The following is a 15,437-nucleotide window of genomic DNA, read 5'->3' as shown; positions in this document are numbered from 1 at the left end:
ATAATCAAAATAAAATTATTGATATATTATAAATAGAGTTATGCTTTAGTAAAATAATTATTAATTATAGGTGAAAAGATGTTGAAGGTAACAAAGTCAGATAAAAATAATGCACTCTTATCAATTTTGTATCGTACAGATATGTATATTTTACAAAAACAAATTTTAAATGAATTAAATATTTCAAGAAGAACCATGTTTAATCGGATTGATCAATGTAATAAATCATTAGCTGAAATTGGATTAGACAAAATTGTAAGTACTCCCAAAATGGGATACACATTGACTCGTGAATGCAGAAAACAACTGAGTAAGTATAATGTTATTAATGAAGATGTTGAAATGAAATCATTAGAAAATAATCAAGTTAATCGAATTGATCAAATTATTATTTTGTTGCTAATGGATTCTAATGAGTTATCAATAAACAAATTAGCACAACGGTTTTCTGTATCAAGAAACACGATTATTCATGATTTTAAAAAAATAAATATTGATTTCTCGGAATTAAATATTATAAATACGACTACAGGGAAAAAGTTAGCCACAGATGAGTATGTGGTGAGAGAATTTATTTTAAAACAATTACAGAATAAATCTGAAGTGTTTTTTTGTTGGATTGAAGGTTTACAGGTTGTAAAAGGGTTTGATTTTAGAGATATGCAACGGACGGTTAACATGAAATTTACTGGAACGTCAATGGATATTCTGAATGCTTTTGTGGTGGCTTGCTTTTATCGTATTTCAATTAATAAAACTATTTCTAGTGCAAAAATTGATGAAAAACTAATTCCATATATTTATACGGTTCAAAAGTATTTTGAATTATTGTTTAATGAAAATAATTTAATCTTGAGTAAGAATCAATTAAATAAAGAAACGGCAATGTTAGCAAAAGTTACAGTTTGCTTACCGATGATTATTGATGGAAATATTAATAAAAGGTCTGTATTGTATAAGAAAATTCAAACTATTACTGCTGAGATGATTTTTAAATATGAGAATCTAATTGGTGAAAAATTTAATACAGAGTCTTTCTGGGGATTGCTAACTAATCACGTTGTAACGGCTTATTTTAGAATCATTTTTAATGTTCCTTTTGAATCAAATGAAATTGAATTAATTAAAAAAAATTATCCTAAATTAATTGGATATACAGCAATTTCTTGTGCACCACTAGAAGAGTATCTTGATCAAACTTTACCGGAAAACGAAGTTGCTCTGATTTGTCTTTATTTTGGAGCTGCAGAACGCAACTTAGAAAGCGAAAGTGTTAAAGATTTATTCATTCCTGAAAAAATAAAAACTTCAGCAGAAGCAGATGCTTTAATTGTGTGTTCTAGCGGTATTGGAACATCAGTTATGTTACTTCAAGAATTAAGTAAATCATTTCCAATGATTAAATTTTCTAGTTCACTTGAGATAGGTGAGTTACGGGATGTGTTGCTGTTGAAGAATAAAGCACAGATGGTAATTACAACAGTTCCAATTGAAGATGATGTAATTAATATTCCTGTTGTTCAAGTGAGACCAGTACTATCTGCGAAAAATTATGAGCGGGTTCATATGGAACTTAGAAAAAAATTTCCAAGTCTTTTCCATGATAATAATGAAAATATTGATATGTTGATGGGGGCAATTTCAAAATATGCTGACATTAATGATGAAGAGGGATTAAGAAATACATTGATTGATTATATGAATCCTAAAATAAATGAGGATAAACTAAATATTGCAAATGATACTTTGGGCATTAACGATGTTATTGATAGTACTAAAGTTGAAATTATTGATAATTCAACAGTTAATTGGGAAACTGTTGTTAAAAGCGGCTGTCAACTGCTTGGTGATGCGGTTGATCCGATCAAGTATAGCAGTAAGATTATTGAGTTAGTTAATATGTATGGTCCTTACATGTTAATTCATAAAAAAATTATGCTTGCCCATGCAGGAGTTAAAGATGGAGTTAATTCTGTCGGTTTGTCGGCTATTCTAAGTCGTCATCCAGTTAAAATAAACGTAAAAAACCAAATAGAAAATATTTCATTATTTTTAGTTTTGTCACCAGGAGAAAATAAAGAGCATGATTATATTTTAGAACAGTTAATTGATTTAATTAGAGATGAAAATAGATTAGATTTATTGCTAAATAGTCAAAGTAAAAAAGATATCATAAAAAATATTACGTTAGGGTAATGTAACTACATCAAAAAAGAGCCATATGGGCTCTTTTTTGATGTAGTGAATACTTTGCATAATAAGTAGTCATGAAATTGCACTTTGTAAGCCTTTGCAAAAATAGTATAACTTATTTGTAGGAAAAAATTATAAGGAGGTTAGGTTTATGGATTTGATTGATAAAAGATCTGTATTTGCAAATTTAGAAGTTGATTCATCAGATCAAGTGATTGACGTATTATCAAAGTCATTATTTGATCAAAATCGAGTTATTTCATCATTTGGAGATGCTGTAAAAGCAAGAGAAATTGAATATCCAACTGGTATACCAAGTGGTGATATAACAGTAGCCATACCACATACTGATGTTAAGTATGTAAAACAAGCATCATTAGCATTTGCAACTTTGAAAAAGCCGGTTGCTTTTAGGAATATGGGTGATAAAAGTCAAACATTAGATGTCCAGATTGTCGTTATGCTGGCAATGGTAGAACCACATAGTCAAGTTACAGTATTGCAATCATTAATGTCATTATTTCAAGAACAAGATTATTTAAAAGAACTATTAACACTTGATAAGCAAGAAGATTTATACGAACATATTTCAAAATATTTTAAGTCGTTTGATGTGTAGTTGATAAGTTGAAAGGAGATATATATTATGAAGTACATAATTGATACTATTATGTATATTATAGGTCTGGGACCTACTGTAGTGATGCCAATTGTTATGTTAGTTTTTGGACTAGCTGTACGCGTTCCATTTACTAAGGCTTTACGTGGTGGTTTGATGGTTGGTATTGGGTTTATTGGATTAAATGCAACTGTTTCTATTTTGACAGACGTCATGAATCCAGCCATTAAAAATATGGTTTCAGTAATGCATATGAATTTAAAAGTTATTGATGTTGGATGGCCTTCTGCAAGTGCTATTGCCTATGGCACAGCTGTTGGTGTTAGCATGATTCCTTTGGGTATTTTAATTAATATATTTATGCTGAGTACTAAAACTACTCAAACAATTAATGTCGATATTTGGGATTTTTGGCATTTTGCATTTAGTGGCTCGTTGGTATATGCATTATCAAAAGATATTGTACTAAGTCTTTTCTTAGCCAGTGTAAATATGATTGTAATCATGGTTATTGCTGATAGAACAGCTCCATTAGCTGAAAAATATTTGGGATTACCGGGTATATCGATTCCTCATGGTTATGCAGCTTCATTTGTACCAGTTGCACTTATTATAAATTGGATTATGGATCGTATTCCAGGTGTTAATAAAATTCACCTTGACGCTAAAGGATTTAATAAAAAATTTGGTGCATGGGGCGAACCTACTTTGCTTGGATTTATTATTGGTATTTTAATTGGTGCTATTGCATACTCAGCAGTTCCAAGTATGTCATGGGCTGATAAAATAGGGAAAATTGCTCTGATGGGTGTAACTTTATCAGCTGTTATGGTAATTACACCTAAAATGGCGGCTTTGTTACTTCAAGGTGTTGTTCCTATTTCAGCTGAAATTCAGAAATTTACGCAAAAGAAATTCTCTGGGACTAGAAAATTGTACATTGGTATGGATACTGCAGTTGGAATTGGTAACCCTGTTGTACTTGCCTGCGCTACTTTGATGATTCCGATTGCAGTTTTATTCGCCTTTATTTTACCAGGAAATCAATTTTTACCAACTATTGGACTCGTTGGATTTGTGTTTATGTTCCCACTTATAGTAGCTGTTGTTCATGGTGACTTCTTTAGAGCTTTTATTGTTGGCGCGGTGAATGTTGTTTTAGGCTTGTGGATAGGGACTAATTTAGCCCCACTAATTACAAGTGCCGCTCGTGCTGCTAAATTTACAATTCCAAAGGGATCATCATTAATTTCAAGTGTTGATTATGGTTCAAATCCATTTCCTTGGTTCTTTGTTCAAATTGCAACACATAAGCTATTAGCTTACAGTATTTGTATTGTATTAGTTGTTGTCCTAATGTTATGGAATAGATCTAAAATTATTGCTGAAGAAAAGAGTATAGCTTCAGAAGGAAATGTTGAAAGTAATTAAATTTAAATATGAGGTGGAAGAAATGAAAAAGATTTTAGTTGCATGTGGAGCAGGCGTTGTTACAAGTACCGCTGCTATGAATAAATTACAAGAAGAACTAACAGCTCGGGGTGTTGATGAAACTAAGTATAAATTAGGTCAGTCTTCAGTTGCAGAGGTTCAGTCACTCGCTGATCAATATGATATGGCGATTACTACAACACAATATGATAATGATGAGATTAAAATTCCAGTAATTAATGGATTACCATTATTAACTAATATTGGTGCAGAAAAAGTAATTGATGAAGTTATTGCTAATTTAGATTAACAAAAGTATTAGGACAATAACCAATTAATCAATGATTTGAATATATTTTTACTTTGTTAACTTTAATAGACGATTTATTCTTTATTTTAAAAAAGAATAAATCGTTTTTTTAATTTAATTTTAAATATTAGTGAATTTAAAAATGTTCACAATCTGTATTTTTTTGATTATTTAAATTCAATAACATATTGGAATTATAGGTGGACTATTGATTGTGAATTTAATTTGAGTAAAAATTAATACTTGACTATTTTTTTGAAAGCGGATACAATTACAGTCGTAAAAGTTACTTAACCGGTTAACTTGAACCAATTGCTTTTATATAATCATATTATGCTACAAAGCCGTTATATATCAATACTTAATTATTTTTTGTTAGGGCGTATATATTTTTTAATTTTATTAACCGTTTAACTAAAGAATGTAATGGAAGGGTGATGCTTGTATGTTATTTTCGAATCCGATGGCTATTGAGATAGCAGATTATAATAAATTGCAAAAAGCAATTGATTTTTTACGAAATACTGACTTGAAAAAAACGCCTTTAGGACGTAGTTATAAAGAAGGCGAATCATTTTATTGTCAAACTTTGGAATATGATACTGAAATTATAGATAAATTTGATTTTGAAATCCATGAAAAAAGATTAGATTTACACTACATCGTTGAAGGAGAAGAAAGAATTGATGTATCACCAGATACAGAATGTTTTGCATTATCAGATTACAACGATGATCGAGATATCCAATATGTAAAACAACCTAAAAGATTTAATCAAGTTTTATTACACAAAGGTGATTTTATTTTGATTGGTATGCATGAGCCGCATCGAACAAATGGAATGTTAAATGAAAAAAAACATGTTAGAAAAATTGTATTAAAACTTGGAAGGTAGGAATGATTGGAATGAATACTGCGACATTAAAAAGTAAGTGGACTGCAAAGCAAATGTTTATTATTGCAGGAATTTGGCTAGCATTTTTAATCAGTTTTATTACTAGACTATCGTGGTCTACTATTATGCCAACAGCAATTGATTCACTCCATTTTACAGTACAACAGGGTAACTCATACGTTACTATTTTCTATATAGGTTATGCTATATCGGTACTTCCTGGGGGAATGCTGGCAGATAAATTTGGATATAAAAAAATGCTTTTAGCTGCAGTTTTTGGTAATTTTATTGTCATGATAGCCATGGTATTTATGCATGGATACTGGATGGGTTTTGGATTAAGATTTATTCTTGGTTTAGTAAGTGGTCCAGATTTGTCAGCATGTTTAGGAATAATTACTGAATGGTTTGACGGTAAAAAGCGAGCAACAGCAACGGGTATTTTTAATACATGTACTTCATTTGGATTAACCGTTATTAATATTTATGCTCCTTCAGTAATGATACATTACGGTTGGAGAGCAACTATGGGTGTAACTGCATTATTCCCATTAGCAGCACTATTCTTTGCATATTTTGCATTGAAAGGTAATGCACCATTTCCACAACAATTTGGTATTAAACGAGTAAACGGAGAAGTTAAAGCAGAATCTTCATGGGCAAGATTAAAAGGAGCTATTAATAATCGAAGCGTGTGGATGCTAGCAATCACAGGATTATTTGCAACTGGAGCTAAATGGGGAGTTACTAACTGGGCTAATTTATTTATTGTTAAAAGTTTAAAATTCAGTGTAATTACAGCTGGAACAGCAATGTCAATTTTTGGTATCACCTCACTTGTATCTATGATTGTTGCAGGATGGATTTCTGATCACTCTAAATGGTCTCGACATGTTTGGGCATCTATTTTTATGGCTATTTTTACGCCAACAATTATTGGTTTTGCATTGACACCTCATGGTAATTTACCAATGCTTTATTTTTGGACAGGTGCAATGGGTGTTGGTGCATTTATGTTTAGTACTATTACAAATAATCTTTCAGTTGAAGTTGCACCTGCAGATCAACGTGGAACTGTTTCTGGGTTTATTAATGCATTTAACCAATCAGGATCTTTTCTTGCACCGGTTCTATTGGGACAAATTTTGGCATCTACGGGTAGCTATGTATCTGCATATTTAATTATTTCAGTATTTCCACTTATTGCAGTTGTAGCATTATTATTTGTACGTGAATCTGACGCAGATAAATATGCATCAGTATCAACAAAAAATATGGAAAAATAAAGGAGAAATTAATAATGGAATTTGGATTAAGTAAAAATCATACAAACAATATAAAGGTTCAAGAACGTATACAAATTGCACTAGATTGGTTAGATTCTAAATCAACTGAAGAACTTTTGGCTGAGAAAATTGGTAATAAGGTAATTTCGGATGGAGTTGAGCTTCGTTTTCAAAGTTATGATAGTCGCGAATACGACACAATGAATTATGAAACGCACCGTGAACATGTAGACATTCATTATATGATTAAGGGTGCAGAATGGGTTCGTTGGGCAGATGAAGGGACTGCAGACCAAGTTAGTGAATATGATCCAGAGATTGAAATTCAATTTTTCGGGCATCCAAAATCACAACATGGAAAAGCATTGTTAACAGATCGTCATTATGCGACTTTTTATCCAGATGATTTGCATGCAGCACATGGAGTTGTCGATGGTAAAATTGGGCACAATCGTAAAGTAGTAGTAAAGGTTGCAATTAACTAGATTTATTTATAAAAAATGATAAATATATTTATATTAAGTAAGGAGTAATAATTTATGGAAAAGAAAAAAGTTTTAGTTACAGGTGTAATTCCTGAACAGGGATTACAAAATCTTCAGGAAAAATGTGATGTAACGTATTCAGATGGAGAACCATATTCACGAAAATGGATTTTAGATAATATTAGTGAATATGAAGGATTATTGTTAATGGGAACTAAGGGCGATAAAGAGTTAATAGATGCTGCGTCAAAACTTAAAGTTATTGCAGTAAATGCTGTTGGATTTGATCATGTAGATATTGAATATGCAAAAGAAAAAGGAATTGTTGTTGCTAATGCACCGCAAGGTGTTAGAGTGCCAACTGCAGAAATGACGATTGCTTTATTACTTGCCACCGTTCGACGTTTACATGAATATGATTCAATTGTTCGTTCTGGTGATTGGGTAGATGTAAGTGAACAAAAATATATGGGTATGAGCCTTCAAGGAAAGACCTTGGGAATCTTCGGTATGGGACGAATTGGTAGTACCGTTGGAAAATTCGCTCAAGCACTTGGTATGAAAGTTATCTATAATGATGCGCACAGGTTAACTGAAGATTTAGAAAAAGAATTGGATGTTAAATATGTTAAGTTTGAAGAATTGGTTGAAAATTCAGATGTAATTACATTACATGCGCCAGCATTATTAACTACGGTAGGGGTCTTCAATTCTAACGTATTTAGTAAAATGAAAAATACGGCTTATATAGTAAATGCTGCTCGAGGAGCTCTGATAAATCAAAGCGATTTAGTTGAAGCTCTTGAAAATCATGATATTGCAGGTGCAGGATTAGATGTATTTGAAACTGAGCCAGATATTCCAGAATCATTACGGAAGTTGGAGAATGTTATTATGTCTCCACATGCTGGTACAGGGACGCTTGAGGCTAGAATTGACATTGCTGCAGAAGCATCAAATAATATTATTTCTGTTTTAGAAAATGGAAAAGCAACTAATATGGTTAATAATGTTGATAAATATATGTAATGTATAAAATAAAGTGTTGATGGTTTCGGACATCAATACTTTATTTTTTTCTAAAATATATTATTTTGCATTGAAGAAAATTAATGGTAAAGTTTAGATTAAAGCTAAATTTTTAGTATTTATAAAGTTTCAAAAATATAATAATTATTTATTGACGGTTTGTTATATGCTTATTAATTAATAAAATACATATAATTTGAAACTATTATGGTCGGAGGAACTATTTTGGAAAAGTTAACAATAAAAGATATTGCTCAAATGGTTAACGTATCAACAGCTACAATTTCTAATTATCTTAATGGTAATTACTCAAAGATGTCTACTAAAACTAAAAATAAAATTGAACAAATGATACAAGAAACTAAGTATATTCCAAGTTCAATTGCACATGATTTAGCAACTAATGATACAAAAACAATTGGTGTATCAGTGGCTGATATTACAAATCCATTTACATCTACAGTTTTATCAGGAATTTACGATGCTTGTGGAATATTAGGATATACAGTTATTTTTACTAATTCTAATTCTGATCCATCACAAGAAATTGAAAATATAAATAAATTAAAGCGACAAAATGTTTCAGGATTGATTATTGATCCAGTCGATGCACAAAGCCCAATCTTTAAAACTTTGAGCAATGATGATGCAGTTATGCTTGATAGAGAGGCAATGAACATACAGATTGATACAGTTGTAACTGATAATTTTAATGCGGTTAATAATTTTGTTTCAACTATGTTAAAAGAAGAATATGATGAAATGTATTTTATTACGTGGCCGATTGAACAAGTTAGTACACGTTTACTTCGTTATCAGGGATTTTTAGAGGCAACTAAATATAAAGATGATAGTCACTGTGTGGAAATTAGTAATCATGGAAATGATATTGATAAATTAAAAGAGACGTTAAATAAGATTATTATACAAAACAAAAATAAAAAAATTGGATTTTTTTCAATGAATGGAAAAGTTTTGATTAGTCTGATACAAGCCATGAGGTCATTGAATAAAAGGTACCCCGAAAATTATGGTATAGGATCATATGAAGACCTTGACTGGATGAAAATAATGACACCGGGAATTAGCTGTGTTCATCAAGATTCATTTGATATGGGTGTAACATCGGTAAAAACACTAATTAATAAGTTAGGCTCAGATAACAAGGTAGAAAATAATCCCAAAAGAATTGTTGTTACAACAAGAATGGAATTAAGAGATTCTTTCTAATACAAGGATAAAAGGCGTTGACAGGTGTATAGAAAGCGAATACAATTAGATTTATAGTTAAGCGGTTAACCAGGGCTTTTATTATAGGTTTTTGTTTGTCCTATTGTATAAAAATATAGGTAATAATTGAATTTTTTTAAGTCTTAAGTTAAGCGGTTAACAATTTTTTTGATTAAAACATAACTGAAAGGGATTTATTAATGAAAACAATAAAAATTTTTTCGGATGAGTTAGACCATTGCTATGCAATTATGCGTCTAAAAAATAAAGAATATGACTTCTTAGTGGTTGCTTCGGAGGAAAATCAACCTTGTTTTGCATATGACTTAAATGATAATTATAAAAAAACAATCGTTTGGGATGATGTTGGTGGCACCATGACAATGATTCAAATACCAGGGACTTTAAATTTTTTGGCTACTCAGAGATTTTATCCTGGATTTAATTCAAAAAATTGCAGAATTGTAAAAGAAACATTCAACGGTACTGACTGGGACCAGACAGTTATTGGTGATTTCCCATATATTCATCGTTTTGATTTGATAGAAAATAAAAATGGATTGCAGTTTGTTGGCTGTTCAATTGCAAACTCAAAAGAAAATGCAGATGATTGGACTGATCCGGGAATGATATGGGTTGGAAACTATAATGATGAAACAGAACAGGTTGAAAATATAAGGCATTTAGATTTTACTTTAACAAAAAATCATGGATATAAAAACATGGGCGCATATTCTTTAGTTACTGGTACTAGTGGTGTATATCGTTTAGATTATCCTACACAAGAAGAAGATTGGAAATTAACTCAATTAGTTGCAGTAGAAACAAGTGACATTGTAACTGCAGATATAAATGATGATGGTAAAGATGAATATCTTACTATTGAAGGATTTCATGGACCATATACTAGAATATATGATTCAAATTTTAATTCTATTTATAGGAGTGGTGCAGAAACACCATTTGGTCATGCTGTTTGGGGAGGACTAATTGGTAATAAAGAATATTTTATTTTTGGATATCGTGATGGAAAGCAAGATTTAGAATTTATTAATTTTGAAAATAATAAAATAAACATCCAATTGATTGATAAACAAGTGGGTCCAAGTAACGTAACGGTTTACGAAAAAGATAAAGTTCAATATATATTTTCTGCTAACCGAGAGACAAATGAAGTTGCTGTGTATAAAATTTGCTAATTTAATAAAAGTTATGACAGGTGAAAATTTATGAATAAATATTTTTTAACTATTGATAATGGTGGAACTAATACAAAGGCAATAATATTTGATACATTGGGGAAACAACTTGGTGTCTCATCGTTTCCTACTATGAGAATTGAAGAAAACTCTGGATTTCATGAGATTGATTTGAATGTACTTTGGTTATCAATTTGTGATGCAATTAAAAAAGCGATTCTTGATGCAAATATTAATCCCCAAAAAATAGTTGGCATTTCATGTGTTGGACATGGTAAGGGACTGTATATGCTTGATCATAGTAAGCATATATTTACTAATGGAATTTTATCAACTGATTCAAGAGGAGTTGAAATAGCAACAAATTTTGAAAATCGGGTAAGTGAAATATTCTCTATTAGTCACCAACATGTTATGACAAGTCAATCTCCAATTTTACTGAATTGGATTAAAAATAACAAGCCTGAAATATATTCAAATATTGGGTATGTCCTTTCTGCGAAGGATTTTGTACGATCACGATTAACCGGTGAAGTTTATCAAGAATATGGAGATGCGTCAGGTAATAACATCTTAAACTTGGAAACAAAAGAATATGATTCCAAATTGTTTGATTTTTTTGACATACCAGAAATGATGGATAAAATGCCACCATTAAAAAATTATGATGAATTATGTGGATTCGTGTCAGATGAGGCAGCTTTAGAAACAGGGCTAAATGTAAAAACTCCTGTGTTCGGAGGTATGTTTGATATAGATGCATGTTCAATCGGAACTGGAGTTTTGAATGATGATTATTTTAGCGTAATAGCTGGTACTTGGAATATCAACGTATTTCCATCTAATAAACGAGCTGATTTAAAATCAGGATTAATGAATTCTATTTATCCGACTGGTGATAATTTAGTAGAAGCATCAAGTGCAACATCTGCTGGGAATCTTGAGATGACTTTACAAAGCTTAATGGGAGAAGAAATAAAAAATGCTACTGAAAACAATATAAGTATATACGATATTTTAGAAGATTTTTTATTGCATACTGATGCAAGATTTTCTAAAGTAGTATTTTTCCCATTTTTGTATGGATCTAATGTTAATCCAGATGCAGAAGGTGCATATATTGGAATTCAGAGTAACACTACAAAATCATCTATGGTGCGTGCTGTATATGAGGGAATAGTTTTTTCACATCGATATCATATTGAACAACTTTTAAAAGTATTGGGTAAAAAGCCCAAAGCAATTAGATTATCTGGTGGAGGAACTAATTCAGATGCTTGGGTTCAGATGTTCTCTAATATTTTGAATATTCCAATTCAACTTGTAGAAGCTACTGAAATTGGTGGCTTAGGGGGAGCTATTGGATCGGCTATTGGAAGTGGTATTTATGAGAATATAGATGAGGCAGTTAAGAAAATGGTGCATTTACGTTCTGAATCGATTCCTGATAGCCAACAGTCCAATATTTATGAGAACAAGTATCAAATGTATCTTAAATTGCTTGGTAGCTTGGATAATACCTGGGATGATTTAAAAATAATGCAGGAAGGACTCGAAAATAAATGATTTCATTAGGAATTTATGAAAAGGCTTTGCCAAATAATTTAAGTTGGCGTGATACTTTTGAACTAGTAAAAAAATTAAAATTTAATTTTTTAGAGTTTTCAATTGATGAGAGTGATGAAAAATTAGCTCGTCTTGAATGGACACGTGATGAACGTGCTAGTTTTAGAAATGATATGTGGGAAACTGGTATTAGAATAAATACAATGATGTTATCTGGTCACAGACGTTTTCCACTTGGATCGCAAGATAAAAATATTCGAAATAAATCTTTAGAAATGATGCAAAAAGCTATTGATTTAGCAATTGATTTGGGAATTAGAAATATTCAAATGGCTGGATATGATGTTTTTTATGAAGATAAATCAGTAAATTCAAGAGAATTATATGTGGAAAATTTAGCTAAATGTGTTAATATGGCTGAAGAAAAGGGTGTCATGTTGTCAATTGAAACAATGGACGATCCTTTTATTAATTCTCTAACTGAAATTGCACATTATAAAACTCAAGTTAGAAGTCCATGGTTACAAAGTTATCCTGATCTTGGTAACTTAACTGCTTGGCCCGAAAATGATGTTGCTAAGGAACTTGAAAATAATATTGCTAATATTGCTGCAGTTCATTTGAAGGATACTCTTCCAGTTACTTCTACATCAAAAGGTAAATTTAAAAATGTTTCTTTTGGTGAAGGAACAGTGGATTTTGAAGGTTGCCTTCGAACTTTAAAGAGATTAGGGTATTCTGGTGGATTAACAATTGAAATGTGGTGTGGTTCAGAAGAGAATGCAATTGAACAAGTTATGAAAGCGAAACTTTTCTTTGACCAATTATTTAATACAATTGGTATTGTTCAAGAACCTGTAAATGATGTATAAAAACTACTTGGAGGTTTTATGATGCTCGAAGATTTAAAACAAAAAGTTTATGACGCTAATATGTTATTGCCTAAGTTAGATTTAGTAACGTTTACCTGGGGAAATGTCTCACAAATTGACCGTGAATCTGGTTTATTTGTAATTAAGCCATCAGGTGTTGATTACGATAGGTTACGTCTAGAAGATATGGTAGTTGTTAACTTAAAAGGTGAAGTTGTTGAGGGGGATATGAATCCATCAAGTGACACACCAACTCATATGTATTTATATAACCATTTTCCAAATATCGGTGGGGTTGTTCATACGCATTCACCATGGGCAGTTTCATTTGCGCAAGCTAAAAAAGATGTCCAAGCCTTTGGCACAACCCATGCAGATACATTCTACGGGGATGTTCCAGCAGCTGATGCCTTGACACAAGGCGAAATTGAAGGCGAATATGAATTAAATACGGGTGAAGTGATTGTACGTACTTTTAAGGAACGTGGAATTGATCCCGATGCTGTACCAGCTGTTTTAGTTAGTCAACATGGACCATTTACATGGGGAAAAGATGCGCATGATGCTGTTCATAATGCAAAAGTGTTAGAAGTTGTTGCTGAAATGAACTATCATACCTCAATGTTGAATCCACATACAGATAATCACGTACCACAATATTTATTAGACAAGCACTACTATCGTAAGCATGGTGCAAATGCATATTACGGTCAAGACAATGCAAAATCTAAGGATCATGCAAAACACTAATTAACATTAATAAAATGACACATTTACCTTTATTGGTAAATGTGTCATTTTTAATTTTTATAAATACTAATTATTGTAATAAAGTTCATAAACAATTTTATTTAAGCGATTAAATTCTATATTATTCAGTACATTATCAATTAAGAAAATAGGTACAGTTGCAGTGATTACGTTTGATTCAGTGATAATTAAATCATATTTTTTTAGAGTATTATCATAGAGGTTATTTTTAGTACTATTTTGAATGCTTTTAGTGAAAATTATAGTAGGAATAATATTATTATCTAATATAGTTTTAATTAGATTTTGACTATAAATGGGTAATGAAGATAATATTAGAATTTTAAGTGGACTATTTTGTATTTTTTTCTGTGAAAAATTGTAAAAAATCATGGATAATATTGTAATTTGTTCTGGTAGTAAACCAAAAGGAAATAAGTGACTAAATAATGAAAGCGTATCTAAGTCATCCAATGATTTAGATACATATTTTTCAAATGGTTCACTTTGATACAAATAATCATAGTTAGAAATTGATTTATAATTGACTGCATACCAAAATGGTTTTAGTTGTGTCTGTATTTCTTTTATCAAATTTTCAATTTCATATTTATTAGCATCTATTTTTGATAAAAATAAAACTTTATGGACAATTTTTTGACTTAGGATTAGTAAATCTTTAAAATCATCAGCATTAAAATGTGCATCGCTTTCTTTTGAAACACTAAGTAGTTGTAAAGTTAAAAATAATTTTGAGTCTATTGATACGTTAAAATCAAAATTAATTGATAATATTTGTGAGAATTTTTCAATTACAAAGTATTCCTTTCTAAGCATAAATTTTGCTGAATCCTGAGCTGAAAAAAGTTGTTGTTTTTCTTGTAAGATATAACTATCAAAAAGTGCAGATGAAATTGAAAATAAAGTAAGCGCAATTGAATCATAGGATGAAATTTCTTTTGATAGATAACTATTGTAAAGCTCTTTAAGTTTATTACTCACTAAAAATAGTTTTGAATCTGAAAATTTAACATTTTGTGCTTTTAAAAAATAAGTTAGTAAATTTGAATTGTATTGCATTGAATTTAAGACTTTATATAGATGAACCAGACGATCGTATAATGGCTCTTGGAATTGGAAGCCTATTTTTTTTGAAAATACAGGCTTAAATTGCTGTCGATTTTTTAATTCAGATATATCTCGTAAGATAGTATTTCTAGACATACCAAATAATTCTTGAAACTTTGCTAATGTCCATTTTTGAGACGGGAGCGATATTAATATATCCATTAACAATTGACGTTCGGAGGACAAAATATAATCATCATAAGTTGATAATTCAGTTGTTAATAAATTTATTTGATCTGCATTGACTTTTTCATTTGGAAATAAGAAATTTTGATGAACTAAACGTAACTCGTTATTTGCTCGTTGTAATGATGAATATATTGACCTTTTGGGCAATCCAAGTTCATTTGCAATTGATTCAACGTTTGGCAAAATTGAGCGAGAAGATAGATATTTGATGAATTTTGAATAATTTAAACTGGATGACTGCATAAAAACTCCTTT

General features: G+C 30.7%; 14 protein-coding genes. 13 read left to right on the top strand and 1 reads right to left on the bottom strand.

Annotated features, from left to right (window positions below):
* Nucleotides 1-141: 141 nt before the first annotated feature.
* The 13 genes from FC70_RS06235 to FC70_RS06175 all read left to right on the top strand — a co-directional run bounded on the left by FC70_RS06235 (nt 142) and on the right by FC70_RS06175 (nt 13,865).
* Nucleotides 142-2,196, top strand: a complete 2,055-nt coding sequence (locus tag FC70_RS06235) for a BglG family transcription antiterminator (RefSeq protein ID WP_162253444.1) — start codon at nt 142-144, stop codon at nt 2,194-2,196.
* A gap of 148 nt (nt 2,197-2,344) precedes the next feature.
* Nucleotides 2,345-2,812 (top strand): PTS sugar transporter subunit IIA, encoded by a 468-nt coding sequence (locus FC70_RS06230; RefSeq protein WP_057890131.1) that lies wholly within the window; start codon nt 2,345-2,347, stop codon nt 2,810-2,812.
* 27 nt (nt 2,813-2,839) lie between these two features.
* Nucleotides 2,840-4,243, top strand: coding sequence for a PTS galactitol transporter subunit IIC (locus FC70_RS06225; protein ID WP_057890130.1), 1,404 nt, complete (start codon nt 2,840-2,842; stop codon nt 4,241-4,243).
* 22 nt (nt 4,244-4,265) lie between these two features.
* Entirely contained in the window at nt 4,266-4,553 is a 288-nt protein-coding gene (locus FC70_RS06220; RefSeq protein ID WP_057890299.1) for a PTS sugar transporter subunit IIB, read from the top strand.
* A gap of 463 nt (nt 4,554-5,016) precedes the next feature.
* Nucleotides 5,017-5,448 carry a NanQ anomerase/TabA/YiaL family protein gene (locus tag FC70_RS06215; protein ID WP_235804080.1) on the top strand — a complete coding sequence of 144 codons (432 nt, stop codon included), beginning with the start codon at nt 5,017-5,019 and terminating at the stop codon, nt 5,446-5,448.
* An 11-nt stretch (nt 5,449-5,459) separates the two neighbouring features.
* Complete coding sequence (locus tag FC70_RS06210) at nt 5,460-6,734, top strand: MFS transporter (protein WP_057890297.1); 1,275 nt, start codon at nt 5,460-5,462, stop codon at nt 6,732-6,734.
* Between the two features lie 14 nt (nt 6,735-6,748).
* Nucleotides 6,749-7,219 (top strand): YhcH/YjgK/YiaL family protein, encoded by a 471-nt coding sequence (locus tag FC70_RS06205; protein WP_057890129.1) that lies wholly within the window; start codon nt 6,749-6,751, stop codon nt 7,217-7,219.
* A gap of 54 nt (nt 7,220-7,273) precedes the next feature.
* Entirely contained in the window at nt 7,274-8,248 is a 975-nt protein-coding gene (locus tag FC70_RS06200; protein ID WP_057890128.1) for an NAD(P)-dependent oxidoreductase, read from the top strand.
* A gap of 225 nt (nt 8,249-8,473) precedes the next feature.
* Entirely contained in the window at nt 8,474-9,478 is a 1,005-nt protein-coding gene (locus FC70_RS06195; protein ID WP_057890127.1) for a substrate-binding domain-containing protein, read from the top strand.
* 200 nt (nt 9,479-9,678) lie between these two features.
* On the top strand, nt 9,679-10,677 hold the full coding sequence (locus FC70_RS06190; protein WP_172457050.1) for a hypothetical protein: 999 nt from the start codon (nt 9,679-9,681) through the stop codon (nt 10,675-10,677).
* Between the two features lie 30 nt (nt 10,678-10,707).
* Nucleotides 10,708-12,243 carry an FGGY-family carbohydrate kinase gene (locus tag FC70_RS06185; protein ID WP_057890126.1) on the top strand — a complete coding sequence of 512 codons (1,536 nt, stop codon included), beginning with the start codon at nt 10,708-10,710 and terminating at the stop codon, nt 12,241-12,243.
* Nucleotides 12,240-13,115 (top strand): L-ribulose-5-phosphate 3-epimerase, encoded by an 876-nt coding sequence (locus tag FC70_RS06180; protein ID WP_057890125.1) that lies wholly within the window; start codon nt 12,240-12,242, stop codon nt 13,113-13,115. The genes FC70_RS06185 and FC70_RS06180 overlap by 4 nt, the downstream gene beginning before the upstream one ends.
* Before the next feature lie 21 nt (nt 13,116-13,136).
* A complete protein-coding gene (locus FC70_RS06175; RefSeq protein WP_057890124.1) occupies nt 13,137-13,865 on the top strand; it encodes an L-ribulose-5-phosphate 4-epimerase in 729 nt (242 codons plus the stop codon).
* Nucleotides 13,866-13,931: 66 nt separating this feature from the next.
* Here FC70_RS06175 and FC70_RS06170 read toward each other — a convergent pair whose 3' ends face one another.
* Nucleotides 13,932-15,425, bottom strand: a complete 1,494-nt coding sequence (locus tag FC70_RS06170; RefSeq protein ID WP_057890123.1) for a BglG family transcription antiterminator — start codon at nt 15,423-15,425, stop codon at nt 13,932-13,934.
* Nucleotides 15,426-15,437 lie beyond the last annotated feature (12 nt).

Source organism: Paucilactobacillus oligofermentans DSM 15707 = LMG 22743, from assembly GCF_001434315.1.
Classification (GTDB): domain Bacteria; phylum Bacillota; class Bacilli; order Lactobacillales; family Lactobacillaceae; genus Paucilactobacillus; species Paucilactobacillus oligofermentans.
Note: the sequence above shows the minus strand (reverse complement) of the source record. Positions and strands in the feature narration are given on the sequence as shown.

Excerpts from the sequence above, each read along its gene's own strand:
- FC70_RS06185 (WP_057890126.1), top strand. The coding sequence starts at position 10,708 with ATGAATAAATATTTTTTAACTATTGATAATGGTGGAACTAATACAAAG.
- FC70_RS06175 (WP_057890124.1), top strand. The coding sequence starts at position 13,137 with ATGCTCGAAGATTTAAAACAAAAAGTTTATGACGCTAATATGTTATTG.
- FC70_RS06205 (WP_057890129.1), top strand. The coding sequence starts at position 6,749 with ATGGAATTTGGATTAAGTAAAAATCATACAAACAATATAAAGGTTCAA.
- FC70_RS06190 (WP_172457050.1), top strand. The coding sequence starts at position 9,679 with ATGAAAACAATAAAAATTTTTTCGGATGAGTTAGACCATTGCTATGCA.
- FC70_RS06230 (WP_057890131.1), top strand. The coding sequence starts at position 2,345 with ATGGATTTGATTGATAAAAGATCTGTATTTGCAAATTTAGAAGTTGAT.
- FC70_RS06170 (WP_057890123.1), bottom strand. The coding sequence starts at position 15,425 with ATGCAGTCATCCAGTTTAAATTATTCAAAATTCATCAAATATCTATCT.
- FC70_RS06225 (WP_057890130.1), top strand. The coding sequence starts at position 2,840 with ATGAAGTACATAATTGATACTATTATGTATATTATAGGTCTGGGACCT.
- FC70_RS06210 (WP_057890297.1), top strand. The coding sequence starts at position 5,460 with ATGAATACTGCGACATTAAAAAGTAAGTGGACTGCAAAGCAAATGTTT.
- FC70_RS06180 (WP_057890125.1), top strand. The coding sequence starts at position 12,240 with ATGATTTCATTAGGAATTTATGAAAAGGCTTTGCCAAATAATTTAAGT.
- FC70_RS06200 (WP_057890128.1), top strand. The coding sequence starts at position 7,274 with ATGGAAAAGAAAAAAGTTTTAGTTACAGGTGTAATTCCTGAACAGGGA.
- FC70_RS06220 (WP_057890299.1), top strand. The coding sequence starts at position 4,266 with ATGAAAAAGATTTTAGTTGCATGTGGAGCAGGCGTTGTTACAAGTACC.
- FC70_RS06215 (WP_235804080.1), top strand. The coding sequence starts at position 5,017 with ATGGCTATTGAGATAGCAGATTATAATAAATTGCAAAAAGCAATTGAT.
- FC70_RS06235 (WP_162253444.1), top strand. The coding sequence starts at position 142 with ATGTATATTTTACAAAAACAAATTTTAAATGAATTAAATATTTCAAGA.